The 15,377-nt window shown below is 72.8% G+C and carries 13 protein-coding genes and 1 pseudogene; 6 read left to right on the forward strand and 8 right to left on the reverse strand.

All coding sequences use genetic code 11. The annotated features are described in order from the left end of the window. Positions 1-196 precede the first annotated feature (196 nt). The 4 genes from AB0P03_RS25910 to AB0P03_RS25925 form a co-directional block, all read right to left on the reverse strand. Entirely contained in the window at positions 197-2,983 is a 2,787-nt protein-coding gene (locus AB0P03_RS25910) for a M4 family metallopeptidase (RefSeq protein WP_363631001.1), read from the reverse strand. 585 nt (positions 2,984-3,568) lie between these two features. Next, on the reverse strand, positions 3,569-3,769 hold the full coding sequence (locus AB0P03_RS25915; RefSeq protein WP_363631003.1) for a hypothetical protein: 201 nt from the start codon (positions 3,767-3,769) through the stop codon (positions 3,569-3,571). A gap of 23 nt (positions 3,770-3,792) precedes the next feature. Then, positions 3,793-3,993: a hypothetical protein gene (locus tag AB0P03_RS25920; RefSeq protein ID WP_363631005.1), complete on the reverse strand. Its 201-nt coding sequence runs from the start codon at positions 3,991-3,993 to the stop codon at positions 3,793-3,795. A 265-nt stretch (positions 3,994-4,258) separates the two neighbouring features. Continuing rightward, positions 4,259-4,981, reverse strand: a complete 723-nt coding sequence (locus AB0P03_RS25925) for a MarR family transcriptional regulator (protein ID WP_363589426.1) — start codon at positions 4,979-4,981, stop codon at positions 4,259-4,261. A 225-nt stretch (positions 4,982-5,206) separates the two neighbouring features. Between AB0P03_RS25925 and AB0P03_RS25930 the strand changes: the two genes are divergently transcribed. Then, on the forward strand, positions 5,207-6,394 hold the full coding sequence (locus AB0P03_RS25930; protein ID WP_363631006.1) for a serine hydrolase domain-containing protein: 1,188 nt from the start codon (positions 5,207-5,209) through the stop codon (positions 6,392-6,394). Positions 6,395-6,472: 78 nt separating this feature from the next. On the opposite strand, the gene AB0P03_RS25935 is transcribed toward AB0P03_RS25930, so the two are convergent. The 4 genes and pseudogenes from AB0P03_RS25935 to AB0P03_RS25950 form a co-directional block, all read right to left on the reverse strand. Beyond that, positions 6,473-7,210, reverse strand: a complete 738-nt coding sequence (locus tag AB0P03_RS25935) for a DUF6596 domain-containing protein (protein WP_363631023.1) — start codon at positions 7,208-7,210, stop codon at positions 6,473-6,475. A 411-nt stretch (positions 7,211-7,621) separates the two neighbouring features. After that, positions 7,622-7,918, reverse strand: a pseudogene (locus AB0P03_RS25940) (sigma factor); the annotation flags it as partial. Continuing rightward, complete coding sequence (locus AB0P03_RS25945) at positions 7,870-8,289, reverse strand: YciI family protein (RefSeq protein ID WP_363589418.1); 420 nt, start codon at positions 8,287-8,289, stop codon at positions 7,870-7,872. The pseudogene AB0P03_RS25940 and the gene AB0P03_RS25945, both read right to left, overlap by 49 nt. Before the next feature lie 204 nt (positions 8,290-8,493). Next, complete coding sequence (locus AB0P03_RS25950) at positions 8,494-9,351, reverse strand: LysR family transcriptional regulator (RefSeq protein WP_363631007.1); 858 nt, start codon at positions 9,349-9,351, stop codon at positions 8,494-8,496. Positions 9,352-9,431: 80 nt separating this feature from the next. Here AB0P03_RS25950 and AB0P03_RS25955 point away from each other — a divergent pair, with 80 nt between their 5' ends. From AB0P03_RS25955 to AB0P03_RS25975, 5 genes are all read left to right on the forward strand, one after another. Continuing rightward, positions 9,432-9,938 carry a cupin domain-containing protein gene (locus AB0P03_RS25955; RefSeq protein ID WP_363631008.1) on the forward strand — a complete coding sequence of 169 codons (507 nt, stop codon included), beginning with the start codon at positions 9,432-9,434 and terminating at the stop codon, positions 9,936-9,938. Positions 9,939-9,980: 42 nt separating this feature from the next. Then, complete coding sequence (locus AB0P03_RS25960; RefSeq protein WP_363631009.1) at positions 9,981-10,181, forward strand: hypothetical protein; 201 nt, start codon at positions 9,981-9,983, stop codon at positions 10,179-10,181. Positions 10,182-11,130: 949 nt separating this feature from the next. Beyond that, positions 11,131-11,496, forward strand: coding sequence for a hypothetical protein (locus AB0P03_RS25965; RefSeq protein WP_363631010.1), 366 nt, complete (start codon positions 11,131-11,133; stop codon positions 11,494-11,496). A 337-nt stretch (positions 11,497-11,833) separates the two neighbouring features. Continuing rightward, positions 11,834-13,783, forward strand: a complete 1,950-nt coding sequence (locus AB0P03_RS25970; protein WP_363631012.1) for a DNA-binding protein — start codon at positions 11,834-11,836, stop codon at positions 13,781-13,783. A gap of 2 nt (positions 13,784-13,785) precedes the next feature. Continuing rightward, the gene (locus tag AB0P03_RS25975) at positions 13,786-14,418 is read left to right on the forward strand and encodes a hypothetical protein (RefSeq protein ID WP_363589409.1); all 633 of its coding nucleotides are present in this window, start codon (positions 13,786-13,788) and stop codon (positions 14,416-14,418) included. The last annotated feature ends 959 nt before the right edge of the window (positions 14,419-15,377 follow it).

Consider the following 15,377-nt stretch of genomic DNA (forward strand, 5'->3'; position numbering starts at 1 on the left):
AGAAGTAGCTGACGGCATGGATGCGGTTCCCTCTGCTTGCCGGGTGATCTGGACGGGCCCAGCCTGTGGCCCGCCGCTGGCAGACCGCGCACAGCGCGCTGTCAGGCGCCCGCTGTCCGCCCCGGATCGGGTGCCCGCCTCGCTGTCCGCCCCGGTGCCCGCCGGCACCGGGGCGGACGACGCTGCCGCGCTCGGATCAGCAGGACCCGGCCGGGCGGTCGCGGACCACGAGGTCGTTGCGTCCGGCGGTGGCGTCCAGCCAGACCACCCGGGTGCCCTGGTCGGCGGCGGCGTGGAACTGGCTGCCCCGGTTGCAGGAGACCCGTACGGGGGTGCCGCCGCTGACCGGCAGCTGGTACAGCTTGGGCAGAGCGGCGTTCGACCAGCCGCTGCTCGGCTGGGCGCTGCGGTGCGTGAAGGTGACGGCCTGGTCGGTGGCGGTGAGCTCCATGTCCGCCGGGGTGTACGGCGAGTCGGTGGAGAGCAGGTCGCGCACGCCGGAGCCGTCCAGGGCGCCGGAGCGCAGGGCGGTCGGGCGGGTGCGGTCGGCCGGGGCGGCCAGCCAGAGCAGGCGGCCGCCCGCGAGCAGCGGGGAGGCGAGGTACGGCGGGTCGGTGCCGTTCGGGGTGCTCACCGGGTACTGGGCGGTGACCTTGCCGGTGGCGGTCGAGAAGGCCGTCGGCGCCTGGACGGTGGCCCCGTCGGCCGTCCAGGACTCGATCCAGCCGAGCAGGCCGTCCTTGAACGCGAGGGACGTGAGGTTGTGGCCCTCGGGCAGCGGGAGTTCCACGGGCGGGGCGCCGTCGTGGGAGAGGCGGACCCGGGTGCGGCCGGTGTCGTTGTCGGTCACCGTGAAGGCGATGTCCCCGCCGGATACCTGGACGCTGCCGGGCGATTGGTCGGAGGAGTGGAACACGCTGCGCACCGGGCCGCCGGACAGTGGACGGGTCAGCACCTCCGTTCCCCACGTGCCGGTGGTGTCGGGACCGATCGCCAGCCAGACGGCGGACTTGCCGTCGGTGGCGGCCCAGCCGTGGATCCGCCCGTCGTCCGGGCTGAGCCGGGTCGGGGTGGCGGCGGTGGTGGTGGAGCCGGTGTACAGGGCGGTCGTGCCCTTGCCGTTCGGGTCGGTGTTGCCCATCACCCAGTGGCCTGCGCCCGCGGCCGGTCCGACCGGGGCGGAGGTGCCGGGCAGCAGCGGGCGGGTGTCCGTCCCGAGTCGGCTCTGCCAGCCGGCCTTGATCCCGTGTGCGTCGAACGCGGCCGCCACCTTGCGCAGTTGGGCTCCGCTGAGCTTGAGGGCCCGGCCGGCGGCGAGTACCGCGTTGCGTCCGTCGACGAAGTCGTCCAGTGGGGTGAGGTATTCGGCCATCGCCCGGTAGACGAGGCGGTCGGCGGTGAGTGGGTCGAGGGTGTGCCGGATGTCCCACAGGGCGCCGCTGAAGATGGTGGAGTTGAGGTGCGCGCCGCCGTTGTCCAGGTCGAGCCCGGCGCCGAGGTAGTCGTCCACGGTGGTGCGGTGGTCGTCCAGGCGGCGGTTCGCGCAGTCCTGCGGGGTGCCGGTGCGGCACAGGTTCTCGCCCATCAGCGGGGCTGCCGGGTCGTCCATGGACATGCCGCGGGCGGTGACCTCGATGGCGTTGCCGAAGTAGTCGGCGATGCCCTCGTTCATCGCGCCGGACTGGCCGTCGCCGACCAGGTTGGCGGTGTGCTGGATGACGCCGTGGGTCATCTCGTGCCCGGCCACGTCGAGGGCGGCGGAGAACGGCAGGAACCTGGCGTTGCCGTTGCCGTAGAGCATCTTCTGCCCGTCCCAGGCGGCGTTGGGGAAGGGCTTGCCGCGGTTGCTCACGTTCACCACGGAGGTGATCGCGCCGCCCTTGCCGTCCAGGCCGTCGCGGCCGAGCCGGTCGTGGTAGAAGCCGTACACGGCGGCGGCGTTGAGGTGGGCGTCGGTGGCGCCGCTGGTGCCGGTGGAGGCGGGGAAGTCCGGGTCCGGGGAGCCGACGGGCAGGCTGCCGTCGGGCAGTCGGCCGCTGAACTCGTTGTAGTCCCGTCCGGTCGCGTCGTAGGTGGTGATGGTGACGGGCCGGGTGAGGTCGACGAGTTGGTAACTTCCGTCCGGCTGGCGGGAGATGTTCACCGGCACGGTACGGCCCAGGAGGTCGGGGGCGGTCCCGGTGGCGGGCTGGGCGGCGGCCGCGCCACGGGCGGCGCCGGCCCCGGTGTCGCCGGCCCCTGTGTCGTCGGCCCCTGTGTCGTCGGCGCCGCTGACCTGGTACGGGGCCGGGGAGTCGTGGGCGAGGGCGACCACGCCGAGCGTGGCGTCCGCGTAGACCTCGCGGACCAGTGGCTCGCCGTTCCCCGGGTCGGCGGTGTGCACGGTGAAGTGCCGGGCGAGCCGGCCGGTGCCGCCCGGCAGGACGACCAGGCCGCGGTCCTCGGCGGTGGCCCCGGCCCGGGCGCGCGGGTCCTGGAGCGAGCCGAGCGCCAGCGTGCGCAGCACCGCGTCCGGCACGGCGGGGGCGGTCGGTGCGGTCAGCCCGGTGAAGTACTTGCCGCCGACCGACTCCACCCGCTGGCCGGTCCCCTCGCCGGTGAGGCGGACCAGGTACTGCCCGCCGAGCACCGGTATGCCGCCGTGGTACTGCTGGAACCTGACGGTGCGCCGGTCGGCGGCCGTGCGCTCGACCGCGAGCTCGGCCAGCTGCCCCGGATCGACCCGGTACCGGTCCAGGTGGGCGGCGAGATGGGCCCGGGCCGCCTCGGCCGGAGCGCCGGGCGCCGCCTCGGACAGTCCGGTCACCAGCTGCGGGGCGGCGGTGCCCTCGCCGGCCACCAGGCCGGGGACGGGATCGGACTCGGCGGTGGGGCCCGGTGGCGCGGCCAGGGCGGGGGAGGCGGTCACGGTGAGCGCCAGCGCCAGGCTCAAGGCGGCGCCCGAGCCGAGCACCCTGGCCACTGAACGGGAACGGTGGTGCACTGCGGTCCTCCACGGAAATCGGCAGTGACGGCAGCACGACAGAGCTGCCTTTCACGGAGGAACGGGGCACCGGACAGGCCCGGTTCAGCCGTTTGCCGCCCTCCGGCCGCCCCTGCGGTGCGCGGCTCTATTGTGGAGATTGTGGATGGGCAGGTGTCGGGTGTGGTCGTGGGGTGGTTCGGGGTCGTCGGTGTTCCGTGTTACCTCGCTGGGGGCTGCCCGGAGCGGGACGGCCCGGGCCGTCTGATCGTCACCCGTGCCGTCTGATCGTCGCTCGGGCCGGTATCGCTCTGCCTTTCGCTCTGTCCGTGGCCGCCCCCGGGCGTCGGTGCGATGTCCTCCAGGGTGTGTTCTCCTGGGTCGCGGTGGGTCTCGGTGGGTCTCGGTGGGTCGGGTGTGTGCAAGGGCCGGGTCTGGTTCGGCCTGTGTGTCGATCTGGGGTGGGCGGAGACGCGACTCCGTGCCCGGCTCTGCCCCGTCGGTCGGTCCCGGGCTTCCGGCCCTGTGGTCCGAACCAGCTCCTGCCGGGCCGCCGGACGTGCCGGGGGTCCTTGTGTCGTTCGGCCGGGTCCGGGGGGTGTGCACTCACATGCGGACCGCGACCGTGCCCCGCTGGTTGTTCATCAGCATCGACAGCAGCGCGACTCCGAGGCCGGCCGCCGCCGGTCCCCCCGCCGTGAGCGGCATCGTGTTCTCCCGGCGGCGGCGTTCCTCTTCCGGTTCGGTGGCGGTGTGGTCCTCGGCGGTGGCCTCCTGCGCCGTCGTCATCTGAACCTGGGTGCTCATCGATCGGTCCTTCCTCGGTCCGTTCAGTGGTACGCGGAGGGGTTGCCGTGCTGCTGGGCCTGGGCGGGCCGGTTGGGGGCCTGGCCGCCGGCCGGACCGGTGGACTGGTCGGGGTTGTACGGCGGCGGCACGTACTGGCCGGTGATCGTGCTCCGCCGTCCCTCCGGCGCCTGGAAGATCGACACCGCGGCCATCACCAGCGAGGTCGCGGTCGAGATCGTCATCAGCTGACGGGTGCTGAGCCTCGGCAGCGGGAAGTCCTCCGGTCGTTTGCGCGTGCCCGCCATCGCCGTCCGGCCCGTCCCCGGCGGCCCCGGCCGTCGGCACGCCCGGCCGTCGGCACGCCCGGGGGGGGGCTGCCGGTCCACCGCGACCGCCTTGTCGAAGACCGGCCGCGGATCCGCGGATACGGCACCCGGTCGGGTGCGGAGCCCGCCCGCCCGGACCCTTGCGCATCTCACCCGGCCGCCCCGCAGGGGGTGCCCGGGATCAGCCGGTCCGCGATCCGGGCCGGCTCTCCTCCCGCCACTGCCGTACGGAGCGCACGATGTCCTGGCCGATCCGGTCCAGGAGGGCCGCGGCGTCGTCCATCCGGGCGCCGGCCGGTGTGCCGGGGCCGAGGGTTTCGGCGCCCTGGCGGGCGACGGCGGCGAGCGTCGTGTTCCGTTCGGCGCTGGCCAGCAGCGCCCGGTACCAGACGTCGTCGTCGATGACGTACCGCTCCCGGCGCTGCTGTTCGCCGCGTTCGCGGCGGATCAGCGCCTGGCCCTCCAGGTAGCCGACGGCCTTGGAGACGGCGGCCGGGCTGACCTGCAGCCGTTGCACCAGTTCGCCCGCGGTGAGGCTGCCGTCGTCGGTGACGTACAGGCACGCGAGGACCCGGGCGGCCATTCTGGGCAGGCCGCTGTGCACCAGCAGCTCGGCCAGTTCGTCGGCGAACTCGCGGACCGCCTGCGGGTCGCGGCCCTGGGCCGGCGGCGTGGCGGCGGCGGCCCGTCGGGCGGTCGTGCCGCTGCGGCGGGAGCGCTGCGCGGTGGCGCGTTGGGCGTGTTCGGCCCGGTAGTCGCAGGGCCCGCCGTTGCGGGCGATCTCGCGGGTGACGGTCGAGGTCGGCCGTTCGATCTGCCGGGCGATCTCGCCGTAGCCCAGCCCTTCGGCCAGTCCGGCGGCGATCCGGTGGCGGTCCTGCGGGGTCAGCCTGGCTCCGGGCATCCGTCCTCGTCTCCTTCCGTCGCGTGAACAGTATCCGTCCGGCTCGCCCGCTGTTGCAATGGGACCGCGACGTTCTGTTGCATTCACCGGGAGGGTCGTTGCAAGAATATTGCGGCATCTGCCTGCGTATACATCCACCATTGGCGGGTTTCGCATTGACCATTATGTGAATTTGCTCGTAGCTTCCTTCCCGAACCGCGACACCACATCGAGGGGGAACACGCCATGGGAACCACCACGCGCGCCGCCGTCGCCACCCTGCTCGCCGGGGCCGTGCTGGCCGGTGCCGCCACCGCACCGGCGTTCGCCGCGCCCGCGCCGGACGGCGGGGGCGGGCACCCGGGGGTCCAGCGGGTGCTGGACCGGGCGGTGGCCACGGGCGGTCTGCCCGGCGCCGTCGCCGAGGTCCGGGACGGCCACCGCCGGTGGTTCGGCAGCGCGGGCGTCGCCGACCTCGCCACCGGGCGGGCCCGTCTCGCGCAGGACCGGTTCCGCATCGGCAGCACCACCAAGACCTTCGTCGCCACCGTCGTCCTCCAGCTCGCCGCCGAGGGGCGGCTGAGCCTCGACGACAGCGTGGAGCGCTGGCTGCCCGGCCTCCTGGGCGCCCCCGGCTACGACGGCGACCGGACCACCGTGCGCCAACTCCTCAACCACACCAGCGGCATCTACAACTACGCGATGGACGAGAAGGTCCGGAAGGAGGCGAGCGGCCTGCCCTTCCTCCGGCACCGCTTCGACGGCTACACCCCCGAACAGCTCGTCCGGATCGCGGTCGCCCACCGGCCCGACTTCGCGCCCGGCGCCGGCTGGACCTACTCCGACACCGACTACGTCCTCGCCGGCCTGATCGTCGAACGGGCCTCCGGCGCCACCCTGGCCGCGCAGATCAGGCAGCGGATCACCGCCCCGCTGGGCCTCACCGGCACCTACGAGCCCTCCTCCGGCGACACCGCCGTCCACGGGCCGCACGGGCGCGAGTACTCGCGTCTGGGGCTCACCGGGGCGAACGCCACCGCCTACGACGTGACGGAGCTGAGCCCGTCCTGGGGCTGGGCCGCCGGCGACATGATCTCCGACGTTCGCGACCTGAACACCTTCTTCGCCGCCCTGCTGGGCGGGCGGCTCCTGCCGCCCGTCCAGCAGCGGGAGATGTTCACGATGGTCCCGACCGGGCACCAGTGGATCGACCAGGCGGACTACGGTCTGGGCGTCGCCGGCATCAGGCTCGACTGCGGTCCCACCGTCTGGGGCATGGGCGGCGCCGTCAACGGCTCGTGGTCCTACGCGTTCGGCACCCGCGACGGCCGGCACCTGCTCGCCACCAACGTCAACGGCGACTGGGTCGAGGGGAGTTGGCCGATCGCGGTGTTCACCTCCGAGCTGGAGGCGGAGTTCTGCCCCCGCTCGTGACGGCCCGGCTCGTGAGGGCCGGGCTCGTGACGGCCCCGCTCGTGAGGGCCGGGTTGGTGACGGCGTCCGGCCGGGGCGTCAGGGCAACGCGGCCGCCTTGCGCAGCAGTACCGACCGTTCGCGGGTGTTGCGGCCCGGCCGGGCGGCGAGTTCCAGCTCGGCCCGAGCCTCGGTGGTGCGGCCGAGCCGGGTCAGCAGTTCGCCGCGTACGCCCGGGAGCAGGTGTGACCCCGAGAGCCGGCCGGAGACGGCCAGTTCGTCGACCATGTGCAGCGCCTGCCGGGGTCCGTTCGCCATGGCGACGGCCACGGCCGGGTTGAGCTCGACGACGGGGGAGGGGGCCACACGGCCGAGTACCTCGTGGAGGAGCACGACGCGTTCCCCGTCGGTCTCCTGCGTCGAGGGCGAGGCCGTGTGGCAGGTGGCGATCGCGGCCTGGAGGCCGTACGGGCCCGGGCCCCGGCCGGTGGCGGTGGCCCGGCCGAGCGCGGCCGGGCCGCGGCGGACCGCCGACCGGTCCCGCCGGTGCCGGTCCTGGTCCTCCAGGAGCGCCGCCTCCCCGTGGGGTCCGGTGCGGGCCGGAAAACGCGCGGGGCCGAGTTCGAGCAACGCGAGCGGTGCGCACGCCTCCGGTTCGACGGTCGGCGGGGCGGTCGGCATCCGGGCCGGTCGGAGTGTCTCGTAGGCGAGGTCGGGGCGTAGCGGGTGGTCGCCGGTGGTCGCCGTCGAGCCCTCGGTGGAGGTCACGTACAGGACGCTCAGGGCCGCGCCGGGCCGTTCGCGCCGGTCCTTGGACGGTGGCAGTTCGAACGGCACGTGCGTCGCGGTGATCGTCTTCTTCGCCCGGGTGATCCGGTCCTCGGTCGGTGGCTGTGGGCATGAGGAACGCCCGGGCGATCTCCTCGCTGGACAGGCTGCCCACCGTGTGCAGGGTGGGTGCGACCCGGGCCTGGGGGCGCCGGATGGCAGGTGGTGAACATGAGTGCGAGGGCGTTGTCGCTGGACAGGCCGCCCACCGTGCGCAGGGTGAGCGCGACCCGGGCCTCGGGGAGAGCACCGGATGGCAGGCGGTGAACATGAGCGCGAGGACGTCGTCGTCGACCCGGTCGGGGTCCCACGGCAGTTCGTGCGGCGGGTTGGGCGCGGTCGCCGGGCCGGAGCTGACTGGCCCTCGGCGGGCTGGCCCGCGAGCAGGGTGTGGTGCTCGTCGCGTGCCGAGGCGCGGCGGAAGGCGTCGATGGCCCGCCGGCGCGCGGTCGCCAGCAGCCAGCCCACCGGGCTGGTGGGCACGCCGCCGCGCGCCCAGCTGACGAGTGCTTCGGCGAGCGTTTCGTGGGCGACGTCCTCGGCGAGCGCGAAGTCCCCGGTGTAGCGGGTCAGCGCGCCGACGATCCGGGCGGACTCGATCCGCCGGAGGGCCTCGGCGGCCCGCCGAGCCGATTCGGTGCTCGGCGGGCCGTCGGGGGTGGTGGGCGTCAGTGCTGGCCGGTCCGCTCGCGCCACGCCCGCTCCTTGGCGATCCACTCGTTGTCCTGCGGGAACTCGTCGATGCCCGGCACGTGGCGGATCTCGGCCTTCGAGCCGGTGGTGGCGGGGAGCCGCTTGGCCCACTCGGCGGCCTCCTCCTTCGACGCGGCGTCGATCACGTGGAAGCCGCCGAACGGTTCCTTCGTCTCGCCGTACGGGCCGTCGGTGACCACCGGGGTCTGTCCGCTGAAGTCGACCGCCACGCCCTGGGTGGGGTCGTCCAGTCCCTCGGCGGTGACGAGCGCGCCCGCCTGGATCAGTTCCTCGTTGAAGCGGCCCACCGTCTCGAGCATCTCCTCGAAGGGCGTCTCCATCATCTTCGCGATGCTCTCGTCCGTGCCCCGCATGATCAGCATGTACGTCGGCATCGTCACTCTCCCTTGCCCGCGGCACGGTGCCCGCCCCGCTCTCCGTCCCAGGTCGAACGGCGTGGCCGCGGATCGACACGGCGGGCGGACCGGGACCACTTTTTTCGACGGACGCCACCCTCCCGCGGGGCGCCGTCCCCTCCCGTCTGGCGGTGTTCAGGCCTGGCGGTGCTCCCGTCTGGCGGTGTTCAGGCCTGGCGGTGTTCACGTCTGGCGGTACGCGGCCGTCGCGATCTCGGCGAACGAGCGGACCAGCGGGTTGGTGTCGCCGTCGTTCCACACCGCGACCACCGGGCTGGGTGCCATGTCGGCCAGCGGGACCGTGGTGAGGTTCTCGGGCAGGTCGTGTCCGAGCAGCGGGGCCAGGCCGACGGTGCTGTTCCAGAGCACGGCCTGGAGGCATTCCTGGACGCCGCGTACCACGGGGCCCTCGCGTGGGGTGCCGCCGTTCCAGTACGACTGCCACCGGGGGTCGGTTCCCGGGGGGAACTGGAACCAGCGGCGGTCGGCCAGGTCGGCCAGTTCCAGGCGGCCGCGCCGGGCCAGCGGGTCGTCGGCGCGCAGGACCGCGCCGACCGGGTCGGTGCGCAGGACGCGCACCGCCAGGGCGGTGTCGTCGAACGGCGCGCGGGTCAGGGCGACGTCGACCAGTGCGGCGCGCAGTCCGCAGGTCGGGTCGGTCAGGTCGGTGTCGCGTACGCGGATCTCGACGCCGGGGTGGCCGCGGCGGAAGGCTGCCGCCAGCCTGGTGATGCCGGGGTCGGTGCCGTCGCCCAGGATGCCGACGGTCAGGGTCGCGGTGCCGGCCGCCGCGGCGACGCGCGCGCGCAGGCGCTCGGCCCGGTCGAGCAGGTCCCGCGCCTCGTCGAGCAGCACGGCCCCCGCCGGGGTGAGGGTGACACCGGCGGGGGAGCGGGCGAACAGCAGGGCGCCGCTCTCCTTCTCCAACTGCTTGATCGCCCGGCTCAGCGGCGGCTGGCTCATGTGCAGGCGGGTGGCGGCCCGGCCGAAGTGGAGTTCCTCGGCGACCGCCACGAAGTAGCGCAGGGTACGTAGCTCCACGCTGCGACGATACCCCCCGGGTATCGGCGTGGCGCAACGGGTCTTGGACACCGGCAGGGCCCCGGCGGTGGACTCGGAACATGACCGACACAGCGAAGACCAGCGAACCGCAGGCCGGCCCCACCGTATCGGTGGTCGCCCCCGGCGACGGCGAGACGATCGTCCTGGGCACCACGCGCATGCGCGTCCTGGAGGACGGCAGCCGCACCGGGCACCGCCTGGCGATGACCGAGTCCCTCCTCGCCCCGCACACCCCCGGACCGCCGCAGCACCGCCACGCCCGCCACGACGAAGGCTTCTACGTCATCTCCGGCACGGTGCGCTTCACCGTCGGGGACCGGCACCACGACGCGAGCGCGGGCACGTTCGTGATGGTCCCGCCCGGCGCCCCGCACACCTTCGCCAACGTGACCGACCACAGCGCCGTCATGCTCAGCGTGTTCACCCCCGACCTGTACGTGCAGTACTTCCGGGACCTGCGGGACATGACCGCCGACGGCAGGCCGCCGACCCCCGAGGCCGGCCTGCGCACGATGAGCCGCTACGCCACCGAGCCCGCCACCGGGCCCGCCACCGACGTGGCCTGAAGCCCACGGGTCACCCGCCGGCGGTGACCGTGAAAGGACGTCATGACCATCGCCTACTGGTTCCTCGCCGCACCGCTCGCCGCCTTCTACCTCTACGCGGGCGCGCTCAAGGCGACCCGCGACCGCGACCGGCTGCGCCCGATCGCCGTGCACCTGACCGGCGGGGACCGCCGCGTCGCGCTCAACGCCGGGCTCCTCGCCGCCGCGGCGGCGGTCACCTGGCCGGCCGCCGCCGGGATGTGACCGGGAGTCGCCCCAGCCCCCCCCCGCTCGGCCCCTCCGTTCCGCCCCCGCCCCCGCCCCCGCCCCCGCCCCCGCCCCGCCCCGCCCCGCCCCGTCCCGCCCCGTCCCGCCCGCGGGCCGCCCGGCGACGTCCGCCGCCGGGCGGCCGGGACGACCCTGGAGACCATCCAGCAGGCCCTGCACCGGGCCCGGGAGGGCGAGCGCGCCGCCGACCCGTACGCCGGCGCCGGAGACGGAACCGCCTTCGCCACCGCGGCCGACATCTGCGCCAAGTGGCGGCGCGTACGCGACCACCCCGCCGAGACCAGGGCCGAGCGCTACGACCCCGACCACGACGCTGGAGATCCTCGACCGAACCAATGGGACGGGCTCTGGCACCGTCTCCGTTCTGGCGCTGTCCGTAGCCCGACGGGCAAATCCTCATTGCCCTTCCGGACAAACAGTCCCCACAGACCGGGCGGCGCACACCACATCCGCAAGCCCCTGGGACCACCCCCTCACACAGGCCGTTCAAAGCGATGGCCGAGGGGCCTCCAAGGGCGCCACCGGTCCCCGGCCATGGAAATATCCTCGGCAGCCGTACGCCCTGCCTCCTGTAACCATCGTGTGAGCGCACTCGTCGGCCCGAGGTGAAAGAAAATGATCTCGCTGAAGGGAAACCTGGCATGGCATGTGATGCCCCATGGACCGAGAAGCGGCGTCATGAGTACGCCGGCGCCCGCAACGCAGGCCGCGGAAACCGCGACGGGAACTTGTGCACTGTCCGCAGGTCTCACCATCTACAGCCGAGCGACGTGCACTTTGAGTTCAACGACGACAACATCTGCCCAGACCGCAGTCCACGACGCTGATCAAAGCCACGGAACCGTCCGGTCGGCGGCAGGACGCAGTGTGTGATCTGTGCACCTCGGAGGGGTGAAGGAAGACATCTCTTCCGAAGAAGGGCGTCATGGCGCCCGTTCAGCTCGTTCTGCAACCCCTCGCCGGGGTCGTCGCCGACCCGACCGGCTCGCAGGCCGACCAGCTCGCCCATGCCGTCCGCAACGCCGTCTCCGTCATCTCCGTCGTCTCGGACACCCCGGCCGCCGCGAACGCCGTGGGCACCGCTCGCGAGCTGCGCACCTTCAGAGCCCGGCCGCCCTGCCCGTCCCGGACCGCTGCGGGGCGGGCCCGGTCCACCGCCCGGGGGCCGGCGCCGAGCAGGGCCGCGAAGCAGTCTGGCCCGGCCACCGCGGTGACCGGGCCACACCGTGCGGCGTGCACGATCCCGACGGTACGGTTCGGCGAGCCGGACCACCCCCGCGCCCAGCCCTGACGTTCGGCGAGGGCCGACTGTCGGCCTCCTGTGACGACCCACGGGCCGAGGGCGCGCGAGCATCTCGGCAGTGGCCGGGCTCTCTTCTCGCCGGCCAGCCGCAGGTCCGCCACCGCCGAGCGGACCCCGGCGGCCACCGTACCGACCAGCGCTCGCAGGTCGGACCCGGGACCCCCAGGGCGAGGGCGCTCCGGGATACCGCCAGGGCGCGCCCGTCCAAGCCGCCCGCGCCGCGCCGGGCCTGCACGTCAACACGCTGCTCACCCCATCACTCAAAAGCAGCGACCCCACCCATTTCTGATGGAAAATACCCATCAGAAATGGGTATGATGCCTCCATGACGTTGAGCACGTTGGAAACGCTGCGACTCACCATCGCCGCCATCAAGCAGCGCACCGGCGAGAGCCAGCGCCAGCTCGCCACCGCCCTCGGCCTAACCCAAGACAAGATCAGCCGCCGTCAGTCCGGCGCACAACCCTGGTCCCTGGACGAGATCGACGCGCTCGCCGACCACTGGGGCATGCGCCCACTCGACCTGCTCGCCGGCCCCACCCATGCCGCCCAATCCCTGACCTGGCCCCCCGGCACCACCGCCCCCACAGCAGCACCGCTGCCGGTACCCGCCACCTCCGCACCCATCCCCGCGAACCCGGTCGCTGCGCCCGCCCCGACAGCGCCGCTCGCCCCGGTAGCCTCCGAGGCCTCGTCCGCAGCCATCACGGCCGCCGAGGCCAGCGCCACCTCGCCCACCAAGCAACAGGCCCCCGCCCCGGCCGCTCCCGCCCCGGCAACCGACCAACGGCAGCCGCTCCTGCTGATTGAAGCCGCCCCCGGGGACGTACTCGGCGCCGATTACGACCGAGGCCCGGACGGCGAAGTCCTCACCCACCCCGCCACGCCGTGCGAGCAGTGCGAACGCCCGGTCACCCACCGCATCAGAGGCCGCGCGCTCCACCCCGGCGGCTGGTGCACCCCCGCCGGCGCCGCTCCCCCGGCCACCGCGCTCGCCCAGGCGGCCCCGACCACCCCGACCCCCGCACCCGCAGGCCCGACCACCACCACCGACCAGACCCCGCTCGTCCCGAGTGACCAAAACACCCCGACCACCTCAGCTGGCCCGACCGCGATGCCCACCCCGGCCCGAACCGCCCCCGCACCCGCCACACCCACCCAAACCGCCGACGTCGCCAACCAGGACACCCAGCCCACCCCTGCCCGCACCAACTCCCCATCCGCTACGCCCGACCCGGTCACCACCTCGGCGCCGTCCGCGAAGTTCCGCGAGTACGCCAGCACCGGCCGCGAGCTCGGCTACTACCTCGACACGATCACCTCGGCGGTCGAGCAGGCCCTGGAGGAACACGACGGCGACATCGAAGCCACGTCCGCAGCGCTGGAGAAGAAAGCGATTCCGGCCGCGATGGCCCTCTTCGACGCGACCCGGGTCGGCGCCGCGTACGAGCACACCGCCTACCCGGAACGCCTGGAATTCCTCTCCAAGAAATCCCGGAACGGCGCCGACGAAATCTGGGAAGGACGCCACAAATGGGAGAACGCCCCGCTGACGGCCTCCCTCAAGGCGGGCGCCGACCCAGTGACGGTGGACGTCCTGGACACCAACGCCGCCTACTGCTCCGCCCTCAAGACCCACCTGCCGATCGGCGCCCTCCAGCACCGCCCCGACGGCGGCTGGGACCCCAAACGCTCCGGCATCTACCTGCTCCCCGCCCGCCCCGCCTGGGAACACCCGCACCTGCCCGACCCGATCGGCAACCGCCACGAAGCCGGCCCAGTACTCCTGGACGAAGCCACCATGCGCCTGCTGATCCGCTGCCACAAGCTCGGCCTGGCCGACGCCCCACACATCACCGAGGCCTGGACAAGCGGCGCCACCGAAGGAATGCTGGAGAAATTCCGACGCATCCTCACCATCGCCCGCGAGAACGCGATCCGCGACGGCGACCAGGTGACCGAGAAGTACATCAAGGCCATCTACGCAAAATTCGCATCGACCATCGGCGAATCCACCTACAACCGCGACATCCGCCGCCCCGACTGGATGCACATCATCCGCTCCCAGGCATTCGCGAACCTCTGGTACAAGTCCCAGCGCGCCCACAAAGCCGGACTGACGATTGTCGCGCTGCGCGGAACCGACGAACTCCACGTCACCGGCGGCGAATGGCGAAAGGCCAACGGCGGCGTATTCGAAGAAGGCCGCCTGACCACGCAACTGAAACTCAAAGACCAGTACACCCTGCCCCGCACCCGCACCCGGAGCACCTGAAAATGTCGACCGACGGATGGAAAAACTTCGGCCGCTACGGCGCCGACCGCGACCAGGGAAACGTCCACGGAAAAATCGCCCTCGGCCGGGCCCTCGAAGACGCCCTGGAACGCATGATCATCGAAGGCGGCATCAAGTCCCCACCGACCACCCGCCGCGGCCTCACCGCCCGCATGCGCTACCTGACGAGCCACAAGGGCGGCCCCGCCACCCTCGCCCAGGCCCTCGCCGACGCCGGCAGCACCGCCAACGCCGCCACCCTCCGGGCCTGGACCAAGGGCACCCGCACCCCCCGCCGCGTCAACATCGAAGCCATCGACACCGCCTACTGGACGCTGCGCGCCCGCAACGTCCTGAACAACCCCCAGATCTTCAAGGACCACCTGAACAACAGCGGCCGCGGCACCAAAGTGGAAATCCACCCCATCAACCAGCAGGTGGTAGACGAACCCCGCCGCCGAGACAACCTGCGCATCCGCCCCCTCCAGGTCCGCTACGTCTGGGACGACGCCGTCGACGCCCTCACCACCGGCGACGCCGACGCCCTGGACGGCATCTGGGACGACATCATCGCCGACCTCGACTCCGACTGGGGCGCCTACACCTACGTCTCCCACATCGGCCTCGGAGCCTGACCACCCGCCACCACACCTCGGCGCCACACCCACCCCACCGGGCGCGGCACCAACCCCATCCCCCAGCTCAGACCCCACACAGTGACGTCGGCGACGGTCGTGGGTGTGGGGTCGGCCTGGTCCTGGTGGTCCTACGCCGGGCCGCCGACGGGGGCGAGGGGCGGGCGCTGTGTGGCCCAGTGCCCGCTCGTCGCTGTCCGGGCTCGCCCGCCCGCCCGCCCGCCCGCCCGCTGTGCTGCGCCGGGCCGCCGTCCGGGGCGGGTCGGTTTTTATGGGGGTTTTCCATGGGTTGGGGTGGCGGTTTCGGCAGGGTTTTCTGACGGGGGTTTTCTGATACGGGGTCGGGTGGTCGGGTTGGTGGTTGTAGCGGGATTTCACGTTACATCGTCAACGGTGTGGAGGGGCCTGCTCGGTGGGCATTCTCCGGGGGTATGTGGGCTGCGGCGGGATTTTCTGACGCGGTGTTTCTGATACGGCGTCGGGTGCATTGTTCGGACGTTCCCGGGTCGATCCTTAGACATATGGGTCTAGACCATTGTGAGAGGACTAGACCACTCACTGATTGTGTCGGTCATGGTGGGGAGAGGTTGCGCTGTTGGGCGTGTTGGCGACAGAATGCGATGGCGAACGGGGAAGGCCGGCGGATCGGCGACCAGTTGACCAGGGGAAGCCGAGGCAGGACCCCGACCCCCCTCCTCCCAGTCAGCCCAGCGCACGGAGTGCGCCAAACCCCAACTGACCAGCAGAAATACCCGCCAAGGCCAACCAGGGACGGGCCCGTAGGGCCAGGCGCGGAGCGCCGGCCACCCACTCAGCAGCACTTCACCGCCAAGTCCAGGCCCCCGCAGACCCACGGCGCGGACGCGCCGAAACAGCACTTTCCGTAACTGCGCCCCGGAGGGGCGCCGCAACGCTCCGTCACGCTAGTGACGGCGCGTCATGTCTGCGGAGCAGACGGC

The sequence above is a fragment of the Kitasatospora sp. NPDC088779 genome (genome assembly GCF_040685395.1).
In the GTDB taxonomy this organism is placed as follows: Bacteria; Actinomycetota; Actinomycetes; order Streptomycetales; family Streptomycetaceae; genus Kitasatospora.